This window comes from Oceanibaculum sp., assembly GCF_022449305.1.
GTDB lineage: Bacteria > Pseudomonadota > Alphaproteobacteria > Oceanibaculales > Oceanibaculaceae > Oceanibaculum > Oceanibaculum indicum.
In genome coordinates this window covers 119,604-136,128 of sequence record NZ_JAKUSO010000003.1, presented here as the reverse complement: position 1 = coordinate 136,128, position 16,525 = coordinate 119,604, and the positions used below count along the sequence as shown (strand labels likewise).

Below are 16,525 nucleotides of genomic sequence, written 5' to 3'. Positions count from 1 at the left end.
TATGACACTCCTTCCTTTCGACGACCGCGACGGCACCATCTGGTTCGATGGTCAGCTCATCCCCTGGCGCGATGCCAAGCTCCATGTCCTCAGCCACGGCCTGCATTATGCCAGCGCCGTGTTCGAGGGCGAACGTGTATATGAAGGGCGCATCTTCAAATCCACCGAACATTCGGCCCGTCTGGTCCGCTCCGCCGAGCTGATGGATTTCAAGATTCCCTATTCCGTCGAGGAAATCGACCGTTTCAAGATGGAGACGGTCGCCGCGAACGGGATCGTGGATGGCTATATCCGCCCGGTTGCCTGGCGCGGCAGCGAGATGATGGGCGTCTCGGCGCAGCACAACAAGATCCACCTGGCCATCGCAACCTGGGTCTGGCCGTCCTACTTCGCGCCGGAACTGCGGCAGAAGGGCATCCGCCTCGCCATCTCCGACTGGCGGCGTCCGGCGCCGAATACCGCGCCGACGGCAGCCAAGGCGGCGGGCCTGTATATGATCTGCACTTTGTCCAAGCACAAGGCGGAGCGCGACGGCTATCAGGACGCGCTGATGCTGGATTATCGCGGCCAGGTGGCCGAGGCGACGGGTGCGAACATCTTCTTCGCCTTCGGCGATGAGCTGCACACACCGACCCCGGACTGCTTCCTGGATGGCATCACCCGCCGCACCGTGATCGAGCTGGCGAAGCGCCGGGGCATCAAGGTCGTCGAACGCGCGATCATGCCGGAAGAGATGGAGAAGGCGGAGCAGTGCTTCCTTTGCGGTACTGCAGCGGAAGTGACGCCGGTCGGCGAGATCGGCCCCTACCGCTTCACCGTCGGCGACATGGTCCGCAACCTGATGGACGACTACAGCGCCGAGGTGCGCCGCGCACCGGCCGCCAAGGCCGCCGAGTAGGGTATTCCACTCGGCCAGGAAAAACCCCCGCCATTGCGATATGGCGGGGGTTCTTGTATCCGCGGCAATGAGTCGAAAATGCCGTGCAAGCTTAGGCATTTTTTAAGAAGTGCCGGCTAGATTAAGACCTATTCTTACTTTTGCGACAGGTCTTAATCCCATGCACTCTCGAAGCTCCGCCCTCAGGGCGGCTGTCCAAAATACTTCGCGGGAGACGCTGGACGGCATCGACCTCACGAGCCTCGCTCTCGACGATCTGCCGCCGCCCGAAACCAAGCGCTGGGTCATCCGGCGCAAGGCGCTGGTCGTGGCCGGCGTGAAGAGCGGCCTGTTGACGGCGCAGCAAGCCTGCGCGCGCTACAACCTCTCCGAAGAGGAGCTGGAAGGCTGGACCAAGCTGGTCGAACGCCACGGCATGAAGGGCCTGCGCGCCACCCGTATCCAGCGCTACCGTATCCGCGAAGTCTGATTTGCACTGGCGGTCGGTGACCGCCCTTCCCTACACTGGGCCTCTTATAGACAGGGAGGCCCGGCCATGCACGAAACCGTCACCGAACAGGATCATCACTGGCTGCGCCAGAGTTTCGAACTGGCGCGCCAGGCCCGGCTGAACGGCGACCGTCCGTTCGGCGCGCTCATCGTCACAGCCGAGGGCAAGCCGCTCTTCGAAGGCATGAACAATGTCTATTCGACACAGGACCCGACCGGCCATGCCGAGCTGAACATCCTGCGCGGCATCGGCAAGCACATGACGCCGGAGGAACTGGCCGGCGCCACCATGTATGCTAGCGGTGAGCCCTGCACAATGTGCTCCGCCGCCATCGTCTGGAGCGGCATCGGCCGTGTCGTCTATGGGCTGTCGATCCCGCGCCAGCAGAAGGAATTCGACAACGCGCCGACGCGGACCCGGCTGTCGATCCGCTGTGCCGAGGTGGTGGCGTCCAGCAACAAGCAGGTACCGGTGATCGGCCCGGTGCTGGAGGACGAGATCGTGGCCATCTGGAAAGCCAATCCGCCTCCGAAATGAGCCTTGCCGTCGGCCATCTTCAGACCGGAAACACCAGCTCCAGCCCCTCTTCATCGATACGGATATCAGCCGGCAGACGGGTGACGATATCGCCATCGCCCTGCACCGGATCGGCGGCGCGGCCCTCAATGGAAACACGGCGCACCGGCATTATGTCGATATCCCGCAACCGGTGCGGAAAACCCAGCATCACCGCCAGGATATAGCGCGCGGCGGCCCAGCGACCGCCACGACGGAACAGGCAGGCCCAGAGCAGCGGCTCTTCGAGTCTGGCCTCCTGTGCAATGACAAAGGTGCCGCCGTAGAAATGCCCCTTGGCGAGGATGATCTGCGCCGCCGTCTCCGGCCGGCCATCGATCAGCAGCCGGTAGGGCTCCGGCGGGCCCAGCCACAGCCGCCGCAGGGTTTCCAGCACATAGGCCCCCTTGCCCAGCAGCCGCTTCAGCCGGTGGTTCACATCCTGCACCACGAAGGCGTCCAGCCCGCTGCCCGCCATGCACAGAAAGTGCCTGCCATTGGCGATGCCGGGATAGACGCGGCGCGGCACGCCTTCCAGGATGCAGCGCGCGATGGAGGCCACATCCTCGGCAAGGCCGATCTCGGCGGCCAGCACATTCGCCGTCCCCAGCGGCACGATGGCCATGGGAAGGGGCGCCAGCCCCTCGGCACGCCGACGCAGCAGACCGTTGGCGACCTCGTTCAGCGTGCCGTCTCCCCCCGCCGCGACCAGCAGATCGACCTCGTCGGCCACGGCGGTGGCGGCGAAATCCTCGGCATCGCCGCGCTTCGTGGTTGGCACCAGCGTGATGGTGCAGCCGGCTTCCGACAGCAGATGCAGCACGTCGTCCAGCCGCCGGCGCCGGCGGCGTCCCGCGGTCGGATTATGGATCACCAGAAGACGGCGGGACTCGGCCAAACCCTGCTCCCCAAAGCACAAATGCCCATGAGATAGGGCGAAAGGCGCCGCGACCCTACAGAAGCGCAGAAATTTCAGTCAATTGTCATATTTCCGACGCGGGCCGGTAACCGAAATCGGGGCATGTAGTGCCCCATGATCGGAAAACCAGATATAGCGGGCTTGCAAGTCGGTCTCCGATCATCTGGTAGTCAGATGAGGATGGCGCGATGAACGCGCAGCGCGGCGTCAGCCATTACCGGTCGATCTGGATTTCCGACATCCATCTGGGCACGCGCGGCTGCAACGCCGACCTGCTGCTGGACTTCCTGAAATATACCGAGAGCGACCATCTCTATCTGGTCGGCGATATCCTCGATATCTGGCGGCTGCGCCGGTCCTGGTACTGGGTGCAGAGCCACAATGACGTGGTGCAGAAGCTGCTGCGCAAGGCGCGCAAAGGAACCCGCGTCGTCTTCGTGCCCGGCAATCACGACGAGATTTTCCGCGAGTATATCGGCCTCACCTTCGGCGAGATCGAGATCGAGGACGAGGTGATCCACAAGGCCGCCGACGGCAGGACCTACCTGGTGCTGCATGGAGACCGGTTCGACGGTGTCGTGAAATATGCCCGCTGGCTCGCGCTGATCGGCGACTGGGGCTACAACATGATGCTGCGCGTGAATGTCGGCTTCAACATGGTGCGGCGCAAGCTGGGCTATCCCTACTGGTCACTGTCGGCCTATGTGAAGCTGCGCGTGAAGAACGCGGTGGAATATATCAGCCGGTTCGAGGAAGCGGTCGCCGACGAGGCCCGCCAGCGCGGCGTGGATGGCGTGATCTGCGGCCACATCCACCATGCCGAAATCCGCGAGATCGACGGCATCACCTACTGCAATGACGGCGACTGGGTGGAGAGCTGCACCGCCCTGGTCGAGCATATGGACGGACGCATGGAGATCCTGAACTGGGTCGAGGTGCGCCAGCTGACGACGGCGGCGTGAGGCGGCATGCCCGATAGTCTCGCGCCCGCCTTCAACCTGCCCGAAACCGCCGCTGGCGAGTCGCCACTGCGCATCACCCTGGTGACGGATGCCTGGGCGCCGCAGGTAAATGGCGTGGTGCGCACTTGGACCACGATCATCGACATGCTGGAAGGCGCCGGACACACGGTCACGGTGATCGCCCCTGACCGGTTCCGCACCCTGCCCTGCCCGGGCTATCCGGAAATCCCGCTGGCCTGGTATCCGCTGCACAAGGTGGCGGGGATGATCCGCGAGAGCCGGCCGGATGCCATCCATATCGCTACCGAAGGACCGATCGGACTGGCCGCGCGCATCCATTGCGGCCGCAAGGGCCTGCCCTTCACTACCTCCTACCACACCAAATTCCCGGAATATCTGCACGCCCGCCTGCCGGTGCCGCTGGCCTGGAGCTATGCCGGCATGCGCTGGTTCCACAATGGTGGCAAGGGCATGCTGGTGGCGACAGAGACACTGCGCCGCGACCTGGACTCGCGCGGCTTCCGCCATGTCCGGCGCTGGACGCGCGGCGTCGATACCAATCTGTTCCATCCGCGCGACCATGCCGAGCAGGCGCCCGCACTGCGTGACCTGCCGCGCCCCATAATCCTCTCCGTCGGACGGATCGCGGTGGAGAAGAATATCGACGCCTTCCTCGACCTCGACCTGCCGGGCACGAAGGTGGTGGTGGGCGATGGCCCGCTGCTGCCGGAGCTGAAGCGCCGCTATCCCGATGTCGTCTTCGTCGGGGCCAAGCATGGCGAGGAGCTGGCGCGCCACTACGCCGCCGCCGATGTCTTCGTCTTCCCCAGCCGCACCGACACCTTCGGGCTGGTGATGCTGGAGGCGCTGGCCAGTGGCCTGCCGGTCGCCGCCTATCCCGTCACCGGCCCGCTGGACGTGCTGACGCCGGCGGTCGGCTGCATGGACGAGTATCTACGCGCGGCCGTTCTGGCGGCTCTCGACATCCCGCGCGAGGCCTGCCGAGCCTACGCGCTGGAAAATGGCTGGGACGCCTGCGCCCGGCAATTGCTCGACAGTCTGGTGACCGTCAGCGCTTCCTGAGGTCATCGGCACATACGCTTTTGCCTCCGCCTGCGCCATGCGGTATTAGGAAGCGCCGCCGACAGACCGCAGAGCAGGAGACAGCGTGCCGGGCGCATCGAAGCAGGTTGCCATCGTCGTTCCGATCTATCGCACCGAACTGGACGCGACGGAAATGGTGGCCCTGCGTGCGCTGGAACGGCATCTGGGCGACCATGACCGCTTCGTCGTGCACCCGATTGGCCTGCAGCTACCGGCGGCCTTGAATGGCATGGCGGCGCTGCCGCTCTCGCCGCGCCGGTTCCGCGATATCGGTGCCTACAGCGCCATGCTGATGAGCCCCGGCTTCTACCGGCGCTTCAGCGACTACCGCTATATCCTGATCTACCAGACCGATTGCCTGGTGTTCCGGGACGAGCTGCGTGCCTGGTGCGAGGCCGGCTTCTCCTATATCGGCGCGCCCTGGCTGCGCAAGGACCGGGACAAGAAGCGCCGGCACTACCTCGCGGTCGGCAATGGCGGGCTGTCGCTGCGCCATGTCGGCGACCATCTGCGGGTGCTAGAATCGCGCCGCCTGCGCCTGACCGGCAAGAGCGACCAGTCCTGCCGCTTCTTCCACAGCTGGCGCCAGGGCAAGCGGCTGATTGCCCACTGGCTGCGCAGCAAGCTATCCCGCCGCCCGGCGGCGCACACCATCCGCCGGCATTTCGACCAGGCGGAGGATATGTTCTGGGCCTATTACGCGCCGTTGCTGGACGAGTCCTACACGATCCCCCCGGTGGAGACGGCGCTGCGCTTCGCGCGCGAACGCTCCGCCGAGGGTGATTTCCCGAAAACCCCCGCCGACCTGCCTTTCGGCGCCCATGGCTGGCACAAGATTGACACCGGCCGCTGGCTGGCCTTTATCGATGCTGACGACGCGGCCCTGCTGCAGGCCGCGCCAACCGAGGATGCCGCCGCGTGACCGCCAACAACCTTCCAGTCCTTCACGCCGGCGTCCCGCGCCGCCGTCCTCGTAAATGGCAACGCATGCTCTCGGCGCTGGCCCGCGAGCTGCGCGTGATGACGCTGAGATTCCGCCGCCCGGAAGTCGCCGAGACGCATGGCGTGAAGCTGTGGCTGGCTGCCCCCGTCCTGCGCAAGGGGCACCGCCGGCAGATCGTGCGCCACGACTATGAGGAAGCCGAGCTGTCGATCCTCGACGCCACCCTGACGCCGGAGGACAGTGTTCTGGAGCTGGGGGCCGGCATCGGCCTGACCTCGATCTTCTGCGCCAGGCGCATCGGCGATGGCGCGAAGGTGCACGCGCTGGAAGCCAACCCGGCACTCGTTCCGGTGCTGGAACGGAATTTCGCGCTGAACGGCGTGCGGCCCGACTTCCACAATATGGCGGCGGCGAAGGAGACAGGAGAGGTCGAGTTCGCGCTGGATCGCTCCTACACCTCTTCCGGCATTCATGGCCGCCCGTCCGAGACGGTGGAACGCGTGCGCCTGCCCGCCGCCGGCTTTCAGGATTTGCTGGACCGCTACCGCCCCAGCTACCTGATCATGGATATCGAAGGCGGCGAGGTCGACCTGCTGCCCGGCGCCGACCTGACCTGCGTTCAGAAGATATGCCTGGAGGTCCATCCGGAGATTGTCGGGGATGCGGCCATATCGGGCGTGGTCCGCGGCCTGATGGAAGCCGGTTTCCTGCTGCATTTCTCTCGTAACCGGAAAAATGTAATCTATATGGAGAGATCGCCGGCTGCGGCCGGGGCGCGACCCATTAAGCAACCAGGGACTCGCGGCGCTTGATCGATACCCACGCAGCCAACAGGATGGACGGCGCCGTACAGGCGTCGCAGATGCGATGACGTTGATTGCCGGCACATCGCTGGAAAAGGTTCTCAACCCGTCCACCAAGGCGCTGGTCGGCCGGCTGTTGCGCGAGCATGTGAAGCGCTATGCGCCGCGCTTTGGGCTGGCGCTGGTGCTGATGATGCTGGTCGCCGCCTCCACCGCCGCGCTCGCCAAGCTGATGGAGCCGGTACTCGACGAGGTATTCACCGCCAAGGACCGCGACCAGCTGATGCTGGTGGCCGGGTTCGTGCTGGCGACCTTCGTCGTGAAGGGGCTGGCCAATTTCGGCCAGCAGGTGGTGATGGAAGGCGTGACCCAGCGCATCGTCGCCGACGTGCGCAAGCGCCTGTTCAGCCATCTGCTGACCGCCGACCTCGCCTTCTTCCACGGCACTTCCAGCGGCGCGCTGATCAGCCGGATGATGAACGATGTGGCGCTGCTGCACATGGCGGTCGGCAAGACGCTGACCGGCTTCGGCAAGGATCTGTTGACGCTGCTGGCCCTGATCGGCGTCATGTTCTATCAGGACTGGGCGCTGGCGCTGGCTTCCTTCTTCGCCTTCCCGACCGCGATTCTGCCGATTGCGCGCATCGGCAAGCGCATGCGCAAGGTTTCGGGCAATTCCCAGGCAGAGATGTCGCGCCTGACCAGCCATCTCGACGAGACCTTCCAGGGCATCCGTCATGTGAAGGCCTATACCACCGAATCCTATGAGGCGGAGCGCGGCGGCCGACTGGTCGATCTGGTCGCCAATCTCGGCATCAAGGCGGCACGCACGCGCGGCCTGTCGCACCCGATCATGGAGACGCTGGGCGGCATCGCCATCGTCGTCGTCATCTTCTATGGCGGCTGGCAGGTGATCGAGGGCGCGCGCACGACCGGCTCCTTCTTCTCCTTCGTTGTCGCCCTGATGCTGGCCTACGAGCCGCTGAAGCGGCTGGTGTCGCTGAACGCCAACCTGCAGGAAGGGCTGGCTGCCGCGCACCGCATCTTCGATGTGCTGGACACCAAACCCGCCATCGTTGACCGGTCGGACGCGCAGCCGCTGGCCGTCGCCGCCGGCGAGGTCCGGCTGGAACAGGTCGATTTCAGCTATGATGGCGACATCCCGGCGCTGCGCCAGGTCAGCCTCGCCGTACCGGCCGGCAAGATGGCCGCCCTGGTCGGCCTGTCGGGCGCCGGCAAATCGACCGTGCTGAACCTGATCCCGCGCTTCTATGACGTGACGGCGGGCCGTGTGCTGATCGACGGCGCCGACATCCGCGACGTCACGATTTCCTCGCTGCGCCGGAACATCGCCCTGGTCAGCCAGGAAGTGATGCTGTTCGACGACACGATCCGCGCCAACATCGCCTATGGCAGCCCGGATGCGGACGAGGAGGCAATTCTGGCCGCTGCCCGCAACGCGGCGGCCGACGAGTTCATCCGCGACCTGCCGCAGGGCTATGACACGATGGTGGGCGAACGCGGCGTGAAGCTGTCCGGCGGCCAGCGCCAGCGTATAGCGATTGCCCGCGCCATGCTGAAGAACGCGCCGATCCTGCTGCTGGACGAAGCAACCTCCGCGCTCGATACCCAGTCGGAGCGGCTGGTGCAGGCGGCGCTGAAGCAGCTGATGGTTGGACGCACCAGCATCGTCATTGCGCACCGCCTGTCCACCATCGTCGATGCCGACATCATTTTCGTGATGGACCAGGGGCAGGTCGTCGAGCAGGGCAGCCATGCCGAGCTGATGGCCCGAAACGGGATCTATGCCCGGCTGCACGCCCTGCAGTTCGCGCCGGAAACCGCCCCCGTTTCTTCTGGCAGTGCCGACACGCTGGACGTGGACACCCCGAACGTGACGGAACCGTCGCGGACGGCGCGCCGCGCCAAGGCCTAGGCCGCGATGCGCCCGCTCAAGAGGATTTTGCGCCGGACGGAGATAAAGGCCTTCCTGTGCCGGGTGGCCTCGCTCTATATGCGTTTCGCTTCCTGGACCACCCGCTGGGAAATCGTTGGCGCGGAACATCCGCGTCAGCACTGGGACAACGGCCGGCCCTTTCTCGGCTGCTTCTGGCACGGCCGCATGATGCTGGTCGCCCCGACCTGGCCCAGGGAAATTCCGGTTGATGTTCTGATTTCCCAACACGGCGACGGGCGCTTCATATCGACGGTCATCGGCCATCTCGGCATGGGCACCATTGAGGGCTCCACCTCACGCGGCGCGGTCACGGCGCTGCGCGGCGTCATCCGCACCTTGCGCGCGGGCCGCATCGTGGCGATCACCCCGGACGGGCCGCGCGGGCCGCGCATGCGTGCCGCCGGCGGGCTTGTGCTGGCGGCGGCGGCGGCACGGGTTCCCGTCATCCCCGTCTCCGCCGCGATGCGCCATTGCCGGGTTCTCGGCAGCTGGGACCGCTTCATCCTGCCCCTGCCCTTCGGGCGCGGCGTCATCGTCTGGGGCGAGCCGATCCTGCTTCCCGCAGACACAGACCAGGACACCATCGAGGCCGGTCGACTGGCCATAGAAGATGCGCTGAACCGGCTGAGCGAGGAGGCCGACCGCCGCATGGGCCATGTCCCCATCGCGCCCGCCCCACCGGCCCCGGACACGAAAACCGCGCCATGAGCCTGCTGGCTACCTATCGCTGTATCGGCACCGCCGCCGGCCCGCTGGTCGAGGCCTATCTCGCCCGCCGGCTGCGGCAGGGCAAGGAGGATGCGGAGCGGCTGCCGGAGCGTCGCGGCCAGGCGTCCCTGCCCCGCCCGGACGGCGCACTCGTCTGGCTGCATGCCGCCAGCGTCGGCGAGGCCGCCTCCGCGCTGATCCTGATCGACCGGCTGCTGGCCGCACGCCCCGGCCTGCAGGTGCTGGTCACCACCGGAACCGTGACCTCGGCGGGTTTGCTGCGCGACCGTCTGCCGCCAGCGGCACGGCACCAGTTTGTGCCGGTGGACCGGCCGGACTGGGTTGCCGCCTTCCTCGACCATTGGCGGCCCGACCTTGCCCTCTGGGTCGAATCGGAATTGTGGCCGACGCTGATCGCCGCCACCGCCGCGCGCGGCATCCCTATGGTGCTGGTGAATGCACGCATGTCCGACCGTTCGGCGCGGCGCTGGGGCATGCTGCCGGGGCTGGCCCGCGAGGTGCTGGGGCGCTTCGATCTGTGCCTTGCCCGCAATGCGGAACAGGCCGACCGCTTCCGCACGCTGGGGGCCCGGGAGGTCGAGGTGACCGGCAATCTGAAATTCGCCGCCGCCCCGCTGCCCGCGGCCCCCGCCGCGCAGGAAGCACTCCACACCGCCATCGGCGGGCGGCCTTTCTGGCTTGCCGCCAGCACCCATGACGGGGAGGAACAGGCCGCCATCGAGACACACCGGCGGCTGGCGCCACAGCACCCCGATCTGCTGACCATCATCGTGCCGCGCCATCCGCAGCGCGGGGCGGCTGTGGCGGCTCTCGCTGAGGAAGCTGGCCTGCCCGCCGCACGGCGGTCGCTGGAGGCGCTGCCGACGCCGGCCTGTGCGGTCTATGTCGCCGATACGCTGGGCGAGATGGGGCTGTTCTTCGGCCTGACCGGCCAGCGGGACGGCATCGTCTTCGTCGGCGGATCGCTGACGCCGCGCGGTGGCCACAACCCGCTGGAGCCGGCGCATTTCGGCTGCGCCATCCTGCATGGGCCGGACATGCGCAACAATCTGGAAATGGCCGAGGCGCTGGCCGAGGCCGGCGCGGCGCTGACCATCGCCACCCCCGATGCGCTGCCCGGCGCGGTGGAAATCCTGTTCGCCACACCGACGGAGCGGCGGCGGCTGGCAGCGGCTGCCAGCCAGGTGGCGCAGGCGCATGCCAATGTGCTGGACCGGGCGATGGCGGCGCTGGCGCCGTTCCTCGACCGGCTGCCGGCCTGAAGGAGGGCGCGATGCGGGCACCCGGCTTCTGGGAACGGCGCGGCGACTGGCGCAGCAGGCTGCTGTCGCCAGCCGCCTTCGCCTATGGCTGGGCGGCGCGCTGCCGGGCGCGGACAGCGCAGCCCTGGACCGCGTCTGTTCCGGTCATCTGTATCGGCAATCTGGTTGCCGGCGGTGCCGGCAAGACGCCGGTAGCACTGGCCATCATGGCCTTGCTGAAAGACCGGGGCGTGGCGGCGCATTTCCTGTCGCGCGGCCACGGCGGCAGCCTGACGGGACCGGTGCGGGTCGATCCCGAGGTGCACAGCGCCGCGGATGTCGGCGACGAGCCACTGCTGCTGGCCGAGGCTGCCCCGGCCTGGGTGTCGGGCGACCGGGTGGCGGGGGCAAAGGCCGCCATCGCCGCCGGCGCCCAAGCCATCGTCATGGATGATGGCTTCCAGAATCCGTCGCTTGCCAAGAGCCTGTCGCTGATCGTCGTCGATGGCGGCTATGGCTTCGGCAATGGCTTGCTGCTGCCCGCCGGCCCGCTACGCGAACCGGTCACCGACGGGCTCGCCCATGCGCAGGCGGTCGTGCTGATCGGCGAGGACCGCACCGGTGCCGCCGCGCAGATCGGCAACGCGCTGCCGATCCTGCCGGCACGGCTGACACCAGTTGCCGGTGCCGATCTCACCGGCCGCCGCGTGCTGGCCTTCGCCGGCATTGGCCGGCCGGAGAAATTCTTCGAGAGCCTAAGCGAGGCCGGTGCGGAGATCGTGGAGAGCGCGGCTTTTCCCGATCACTATCCCTACAGCACCACGGAGATTGCGGCACTTGCGAAGCGGGCGGACGATGCCGGGCTGCTGCCGGTCACAACCCGCAAGGACTGGGTACGGCTGCCGCCCGCCTACCGGGACGGCATCGCGGTGCTGGACGTCATCCTGAGCTGGCAGGACGCGGCCGCGCCGATGGCCCTGCTGGATGCGCTTTTCGCCAGACGGACCGACACAGGACAGGGCAATGTCTGACCGCTACAGCGCCTTCAACCGCTTCGTGCGCTACCCGCTGCAGGCGGCGGGGGTGGCGCCGATCATCGGGCTTATGGCCATCCTGCCGATCGGCTGGGCCTCGGCACTGGGCGGTGCCATCGGCCGTACGGTCGGCCCCTGGCTTGGCGCAACCCGGCGCGCCCGGCGTAATCTGCAGCGGGCCTTCCCGGAGAAGTCCGCCGCCGAGATCGACGTCATCATCCGCGCGATGTGGGACAATCTCGGCCGACTGGTCGGCGAATATCCGCATCTGCCGCGCCTCGACCTGCTGAACGATCCGCGCATCGACCTTGTCGGCATGGAACATGTCCGCAATGCCCGCGACGATGGCCAGCCCGGCCTGTTCTTTTCCGGCCATATCGGCAATTGGGAGCTGATGAGCCTGGCCGCCAGCCAGGCCGGCCTGCCGCTGACACGCATCTACCGCGCCGCCAACAACCCGCTGATGAACCGGATCATCCTGTGGGGCCGCCACAAGATTGCCGGCGACCTGGTCCCGAAAGGACGGGAAGGGGCGGAAGCGCTGCTCAGCACCATGCGCGCGGACGGCCATGCCGGACTGCTGATCGACCAGAAGATGAATGAGGGCATCCCGGTGCCCTTCTTCGGACGCGACGCGATGACGGGCACGGCCTTCGCCGCCTTCGCGCTGCGCTATCGCTGTCCGCTGATTCCGGCGCGGGTCGAACGGCTGGAGGGCTGCCGCTTCCGCATCACCGCCTATCCGCCGCTGGAACTGCCGGACAGCGGCGACCGCAAGGCCGATATCGCCGCGCTGACGGCGACCTGCACCGCGATTATTGAGTCCTGGGTGCGGGAGCGCCCGGGGCAGTGGCTTTGGCTGCACCGGCGCTGGCCGGACTAGCCTCCTCCGCGCCCGTCTTCGGCATTGGCCCGGCCAGCAGGGCGGGGTCCAGCCGGATATCGAACAGATTGACCCGCCAGTCCAGATGCGCGCCGGTGGACCGGCCGCTGGACCCGACCGTGGCGATGCGCTGGCCCTGACGCACGATCTCCCCGACTTCGACAAAGGTCTCGTCGAGATGCAGGAAGGCGGAGGTGAGACCGTGGCCGTGGTCGATCACGATGGTCGCACCCGTGTAGTACATGTCGGGATGCACCAGTGCCACAACACCATCCGCCGGGGTGACGACGCGGGTGCCCTTCGGGGCCGCGATGTCGATGCCGTAATGCGGCTGGCGCGGCTGGCCGTTCAGGATGCGTTGCGAGCCATAGATGCCGCTGATGCGCCCCAGCGCCGGCCAGATGAATCCGCTGCGGAAGAAGGGCACGGCGGTATCCAGATCGCGTGCCCGCTGGATCTCCGCATTTTCCGACCGGATGCGCGCCAGCAGCTCCGGCGGCGGCGTGACCATGGTCTGTGGCAGCCCGTCGATACGCTGAACATCGTAGCTGCGCTGCTCGACCTGGAGGGTCCGCGTCAGCGCACGGCCGGAGGGCAGCCTGACCTCGACCGTCATTTCCGCTGGCGCCTCCCGGCCGAAGCCGATCAGGAAAACCCCATCCTCGGCGACGCGCATGGTCTTGCCATCGAAGGTCACGGTGGCACCGGGTGCGGTCTTGCCGCGCATCAGCCCGCCCTGGATCGGTTTTCCCTCCAGCGAGAGCTGTCCACTCTGGGCGGCAGCCGGCAGGGCGGACAGGCACAGGATGAAGAAGGCGACAAGCAGACGCATCACAGCAAACTTCCCTGTTTCGGCGGCGGCGACGAAGCGGCCGGCGTGGCCTTGGGCGCGGTTTTTGGCGCGGGGCGCGGTTTCGAGGGCGCGTCCGTATCGGCACCGCCGATCACCGCACCCGCACTGCCATCGGCGAAGTGCAGACTGACCGCCTGGCCGACGCTGGTATCGGCCGCCCGGCGGAGCACATGGCCGTCAGCGTCGCGCACCAGGGCGAAGCCGCGGTCCAGCACGTTCCTGAAGGAATAGCTTTCGAGCAGCCGGCCCTGTGCCCGCAGCCGGTCATCCGCCGCCTTCAGCAGCCGGCCGGTACTGCCGTCCAGGTCGGTGGCGGCCCGGCGCACGCGGTCCGCCGCGACCCGCAGCTCGCTGGCGAACAGGCCGGGATGCAGCCTTGCTGCCACCCGGTCGCGGCGCGCCCGGCTGCGGTCGAGCTGCCCGGCCATCGCCTGGTCGAGGGCCCGCGTACCGGCCGCCAGCGCCTGCCCCTTGGCGGCGAGCAACTGGCGCGGATGGACGAGGCGCGCGGCGCGCGCGGCGACATCGGACCGGCGCTGGCGCAGCCCGGCGGCAACGCCGTTCTCCAGCCGCTCCGCCGCCACGTCGAGGCGCTGCACCGCCGTGCCCAGCAAGGTCTGCGGATCGCCCAGCGCGCGCGCCATCGCGTCCAGATATTTGCGCCGGTCCGCAAGCCCCCGCGCCATCGCCTGGAACAGCCGCAGATCAGCGGTGCGGACCGAGGCTTCGAGGTCGGCGCGCACCGGCACAGCCATCTCGGCGGCGGCGGTCGGGGTCGGCGCCCGCCGGTCGGACGCGAAATCGATCAGCGTCGTATCGGTCTCATGACCGACGGCGGAGATCACCGGAATGGCGCTGTCGGCGACGGCGCGCACCACGATCTCCTCATTGAAGCCCCAGAGATCCTCCAGGCTACCGCCGCCGCGCGCGACGATCAGCACATCCGGGCGCGGCACCGGACCATCGGCCGGCAATTCGTTGAACCCGCGCACGGCCGCCGCGACCTGCGCCGCCGAGGCCTCGCCCTGTACGGCGACCGGCCAGACCAGCACATGGCGCGGAAAGCGGTCGGCGAGGCGATGCAGGATGTCGCGGATCACCGCCCCGGTCGGCGAGGTGATGACGCCGATCACGCGCGGCAGATAGGGCAGCGCGCGCTTGCGCTCGGCGGCGAACAGCCCCTCGGCCGCCAGCTTGCGCTTGCGCTCCTCCAGCAGCTTCAGCAACGCGCCCTCGCCGGCCAGTTCCATCTGCTCGATGACCAGCTGGTATTTCGACTGGCCGGGATAGGTGGTCAGCCGCCCGACGCAGATCACCTCCATCCCGTCTTCCGGCTGGATCGAAAGCCTGCCGGCCTGGCCGCGCCAGCACACGGCGGCCAGCACCGCCTGGTCGTCCTTCAGCGACAGGTAGAGATGGCCGGAGGAATGGCGCTTGAAGCCGGAAACCTCGCCGCGCACGCGCACCCGCTCGAAGGTACCCTCGATGGTGCGCTTCACCGCCTGCGACAGCTCGCCGACGGAAAAGACGGGGACATTTCCGGGCGTGGAGCCGGGCTCGTTCTGAAGTGTGTCGAATGTCATACGCTCTATGATACAAGACCCGCCTCGCGAAAGGAATCCAGCGGCGGTGGAGAAAGAAGCATGAAGATTCTTCTGGTCGGATCGGGCGGCAGGGAACATGCGCTGGCCTGGGCACTGTCTGCCTCGCCGCTGTGCGACACGCTCTATTGCGCCCCCGGCAATGCCGGCATCGCGCAGCTGGCCGAATGCGTCCCCGTCGCCGCCGAGGATATCGAAGGCGTGGTCCGCTTCGCCACGGATAATGCCATCGATTTTGTGGTGGTCGGGCCGGAAGCACCGCTGGTCGCCGGGCTGGTCGATGCGCTGGACGCCGCCGGGCTCAAATCCTTCGGCCCGCGCCGGGCCGCCGCGGCGCTGGAAGGCTCCAAAGGCTTCATGAAGGATTTCTGCGCCCGCCACAACATCCCGACCGCCGCCTATGGCCGCTTCACCAATATCGAGCAGGCGAAGGATTTCGTGCACCAGCAGGGCGCGCCCATCGTCGTGAAGGCGGACGGGCTGGCCGCCGGCAAGGGCGTGGTCGTCGCGATGACCGAGCAGGAGGCGATGGACGCCATCGACATGATGATGGCGGACAAGGCCTTCGGCAGCGCCGGCGCGGAGCTGGTCATCGAGGAATTCATGCAGGGCGAGGAGGCCAGCTTCTTCGCCCTGGCCGATGGCGAGACGGCGATTCCCTTCGGCAATGCGCAGGACCACAAGCGCGTCGGCGACGGCGACACCGGGCCGAACACCGGCGGCATGGGCGCCTATTCGCCGGCCCCCATCGTCGATAAGGCGATGGCCGGGCGCATCATGGCGGACATCATCCTGCCAACCGTCGCCGGCATGAAGGCGGAGGGCAATCCCTTCACCGGCGTGCTCTATGCCGGGCTGATGATCACTGAAACCGGCCCACGCCTCATCGAATACAATGTCCGCTTCGGCGATCCGGAATGCCAGGTGCTGATGATGCGGCTGAAGAGCGACATCCTGCCCGCCCTTCTCGCCACGGCCGACCGGCAGCTCGGCCATTTCGATCTGCGCTGGCATGACGAGCCGGCCATGTGCGTGGTGATGGCCAGCAACGGCTATCCCGGCAGCTACAAGAAGGGTACGGAAATACAGGGGCTGGAGGCGCTGCCGGACGCCAACGATATGGTTGTCTTCCATGCCGGAACCGCGCGCGACGAGGCAGACCGGTTAGTGGCAACGGGGGGCCGCGTGCTGGGCGTAACCGCTCTTGGCAAAGACCTGGCGGCCGCACAGAAGAATGCCTATGACGCCATAGCCCGCATCGACTGGCCGGAAGGGTTTTATCGGCGGGATATTGGCTGGCGCGCTCTCGCTGCACTTAAGAACAGCAACTGAACGCCGCTTTTGTTTTACTTTCCCGTCAGCTACATTCGGGATTCATTATCTATATCGGTGGAAAATTCCTTAAAATTCTTTGTTTTGTTTACCATATCTAAATGAATTTTCTGTTTCATCGGCTGTGGATGGATTTCCAGATTGTCGATGCTGCGCTAATAGTCGGTTGAAACTGCACTGAAACGCTGCCGGATAATCCGGGAGCAACCGTCTGCACAGAA

16 protein-coding genes are annotated in these 16,525 nt (G+C 66.9%); 13 read left to right on the top strand and 3 right to left on the bottom strand.

The genetic code is table 11. From position 1 onward, the window contains the following. The first annotated feature begins 1 nt into the window (after nucleotide 1). From MK313_RS02160 to MK313_RS02150, 3 genes are all read left to right on the top strand, one after another. On the top strand, nucleotides 2-898 hold the full coding sequence (locus MK313_RS02160) for a branched-chain amino acid aminotransferase (protein WP_008946007.1): 897 nt from the start codon (nucleotides 2-4) through the stop codon (nucleotides 896-898). Between the two features lie 160 nt (nucleotides 899-1,058). Next, the gene (locus tag MK313_RS02155) at nucleotides 1,059-1,367 is read left to right on the top strand and encodes a DUF1153 domain-containing protein (RefSeq protein WP_008946006.1); all 309 of its coding nucleotides are present in this window, start codon (nucleotides 1,059-1,061) and stop codon (nucleotides 1,365-1,367) included. Nucleotides 1,368-1,433: 66 nt separating this feature from the next. After that, nucleotides 1,434-1,925: a nucleoside deaminase gene (locus MK313_RS02150; protein WP_287779943.1), complete on the top strand. Its 492-nt coding sequence runs from the start codon at nucleotides 1,434-1,436 to the stop codon at nucleotides 1,923-1,925. 19 nt (nucleotides 1,926-1,944) lie between these two features. Here the strand turns inward: MK313_RS02150 and MK313_RS02145 are convergent, their stop codons facing one another. Beyond that, nucleotides 1,945-2,841 (bottom strand): diacylglycerol/lipid kinase family protein, encoded by an 897-nt coding sequence (locus MK313_RS02145; protein WP_287779942.1) that lies wholly within the window; start codon nucleotides 2,839-2,841, stop codon nucleotides 1,945-1,947. Between the two features lie 209 nt (nucleotides 2,842-3,050). On the opposite strand from MK313_RS02145, the gene MK313_RS02140 reads away from it, so the two are divergent. From MK313_RS02140 to MK313_RS02100, 9 genes are all read left to right on the top strand, one after another. Next, nucleotides 3,051-3,824 (top strand): UDP-2,3-diacylglucosamine diphosphatase, encoded by a 774-nt coding sequence (locus MK313_RS02140; RefSeq protein ID WP_121221154.1) that lies wholly within the window; start codon nucleotides 3,051-3,053, stop codon nucleotides 3,822-3,824. 6 nt (nucleotides 3,825-3,830) lie between these two features. Beyond that, nucleotides 3,831-4,907 carry a glycosyltransferase family 4 protein gene (locus MK313_RS02135; RefSeq protein WP_287779941.1) on the top strand — a complete coding sequence of 359 codons (1,077 nt, stop codon included), beginning with the start codon at nucleotides 3,831-3,833 and terminating at the stop codon, nucleotides 4,905-4,907. Between the two features lie 85 nt (nucleotides 4,908-4,992). Beyond that, nucleotides 4,993-5,850, top strand: coding sequence for a DUF5672 family protein (locus MK313_RS02130; protein WP_287779940.1), 858 nt, complete (start codon nucleotides 4,993-4,995; stop codon nucleotides 5,848-5,850). After that, the gene (locus tag MK313_RS02125; RefSeq protein WP_287779939.1) at nucleotides 5,847-6,683 is read left to right on the top strand and encodes an FkbM family methyltransferase; all 837 of its coding nucleotides are present in this window, start codon (nucleotides 5,847-5,849) and stop codon (nucleotides 6,681-6,683) included. Before MK313_RS02130 ends, MK313_RS02125 begins: the two co-directional genes overlap by 4 nt. 55 nt (nucleotides 6,684-6,738) lie before the next feature. Beyond that, complete coding sequence (locus MK313_RS02120; protein WP_287779938.1) at nucleotides 6,739-8,610, top strand: ABC transporter ATP-binding protein; 1,872 nt, start codon at nucleotides 6,739-6,741, stop codon at nucleotides 8,608-8,610. Between the two features lie 6 nt (nucleotides 8,611-8,616). Continuing rightward, complete coding sequence (locus tag MK313_RS02115; RefSeq protein ID WP_040708245.1) at nucleotides 8,617-9,339, top strand: lysophospholipid acyltransferase family protein; 723 nt, start codon at nucleotides 8,617-8,619, stop codon at nucleotides 9,337-9,339. After that, complete coding sequence (locus MK313_RS02110) at nucleotides 9,336-10,622, top strand: 3-deoxy-D-manno-octulosonic acid transferase (RefSeq protein WP_287779937.1); 1,287 nt, start codon at nucleotides 9,336-9,338, stop codon at nucleotides 10,620-10,622. The genes MK313_RS02115 and MK313_RS02110 overlap by 4 nt, the downstream gene beginning before the upstream one ends. Nucleotides 10,623-10,633: 11 nt before the next feature. Then, nucleotides 10,634-11,632, top strand: coding sequence for a tetraacyldisaccharide 4'-kinase (gene lpxK, locus MK313_RS02105; RefSeq protein WP_287779936.1), 999 nt, complete (start codon nucleotides 10,634-10,636; stop codon nucleotides 11,630-11,632). After that, the gene (locus MK313_RS02100) at nucleotides 11,625-12,518 is read left to right on the top strand and encodes a lysophospholipid acyltransferase family protein (RefSeq protein WP_287779935.1); all 894 of its coding nucleotides are present in this window, start codon (nucleotides 11,625-11,627) and stop codon (nucleotides 12,516-12,518) included. The genes lpxK and MK313_RS02100 overlap by 8 nt, the downstream gene beginning before the upstream one ends. Here the strand turns inward: MK313_RS02100 and MK313_RS02095 are convergent. After that, nucleotides 12,451-13,350 (bottom strand): M23 family metallopeptidase, encoded by a 900-nt coding sequence (locus MK313_RS02095; RefSeq protein ID WP_287779934.1) that lies wholly within the window; start codon nucleotides 13,348-13,350, stop codon nucleotides 12,451-12,453. The two genes, MK313_RS02100 and MK313_RS02095, sit on opposite strands and share 68 nt — an antisense overlap. Next, nucleotides 13,350-14,954 (bottom strand): exodeoxyribonuclease VII large subunit, encoded by a 1,605-nt coding sequence (xseA, locus tag MK313_RS02090; RefSeq protein WP_287779933.1) that lies wholly within the window; start codon nucleotides 14,952-14,954, stop codon nucleotides 13,350-13,352. Before xseA ends, MK313_RS02095 begins: the two co-directional genes overlap by 1 nt. 60 nt (nucleotides 14,955-15,014) lie before the next feature. Between xseA and purD the strand changes: the two genes are divergently transcribed. Continuing rightward, nucleotides 15,015-16,304: a phosphoribosylamine--glycine ligase gene (gene purD / locus MK313_RS02085; RefSeq protein WP_287779932.1), complete on the top strand. Its 1,290-nt coding sequence runs from the start codon at nucleotides 15,015-15,017 to the stop codon at nucleotides 16,302-16,304. The last annotated feature ends 221 nt before the right edge of the window (nucleotides 16,305-16,525 follow it).

Bases quoted from the DNA above. Each gene is read 5' to 3' on its own strand.
- MK313_RS02160 (WP_008946007.1), top strand. From the start codon at position 2: ATGACACTCCTTCCTTTCGACGACCGCGACGGCACCATCTGGTTCGAT.
- MK313_RS02155 (WP_008946006.1), top strand. From the start codon at position 1,059: ATGCACTCTCGAAGCTCCGCCCTCAGGGCGGCTGTCCAAAATACTTCG.
- MK313_RS02150 (WP_287779943.1), top strand. From the start codon at position 1,434: ATGCACGAAACCGTCACCGAACAGGATCATCACTGGCTGCGCCAGAGT.
- MK313_RS02140 (WP_121221154.1), top strand. From the start codon at position 3,051: ATGAACGCGCAGCGCGGCGTCAGCCATTACCGGTCGATCTGGATTTCC.
- MK313_RS02135 (WP_287779941.1), top strand. From the start codon at position 3,831: ATGCCCGATAGTCTCGCGCCCGCCTTCAACCTGCCCGAAACCGCCGCT.
- MK313_RS02120 (WP_287779938.1), top strand. From the start codon at position 6,739: ATGACGTTGATTGCCGGCACATCGCTGGAAAAGGTTCTCAACCCGTCC.
- MK313_RS02115 (WP_040708245.1), top strand. From the start codon at position 8,617: ATGCGCCCGCTCAAGAGGATTTTGCGCCGGACGGAGATAAAGGCCTTC.
- MK313_RS02110 (WP_287779937.1), top strand. From the start codon at position 9,336: ATGAGCCTGCTGGCTACCTATCGCTGTATCGGCACCGCCGCCGGCCCG.
- lpxK (WP_287779936.1), top strand. From the start codon at position 10,634: ATGCGGGCACCCGGCTTCTGGGAACGGCGCGGCGACTGGCGCAGCAGG.
- MK313_RS02100 (WP_287779935.1), top strand. From the start codon at position 11,625: ATGTCTGACCGCTACAGCGCCTTCAACCGCTTCGTGCGCTACCCGCTG.
- MK313_RS02095 (WP_287779934.1), bottom strand. From the start codon at position 13,350: ATGCGTCTGCTTGTCGCCTTCTTCATCCTGTGCCTGTCCGCCCTGCCG.
- xseA (WP_287779933.1), bottom strand. From the start codon at position 14,954: ATGACATTCGACACACTTCAGAACGAGCCCGGCTCCACGCCCGGAAAT.
- purD (WP_287779932.1), top strand. From the start codon at position 15,015: ATGAAGATTCTTCTGGTCGGATCGGGCGGCAGGGAACATGCGCTGGCC.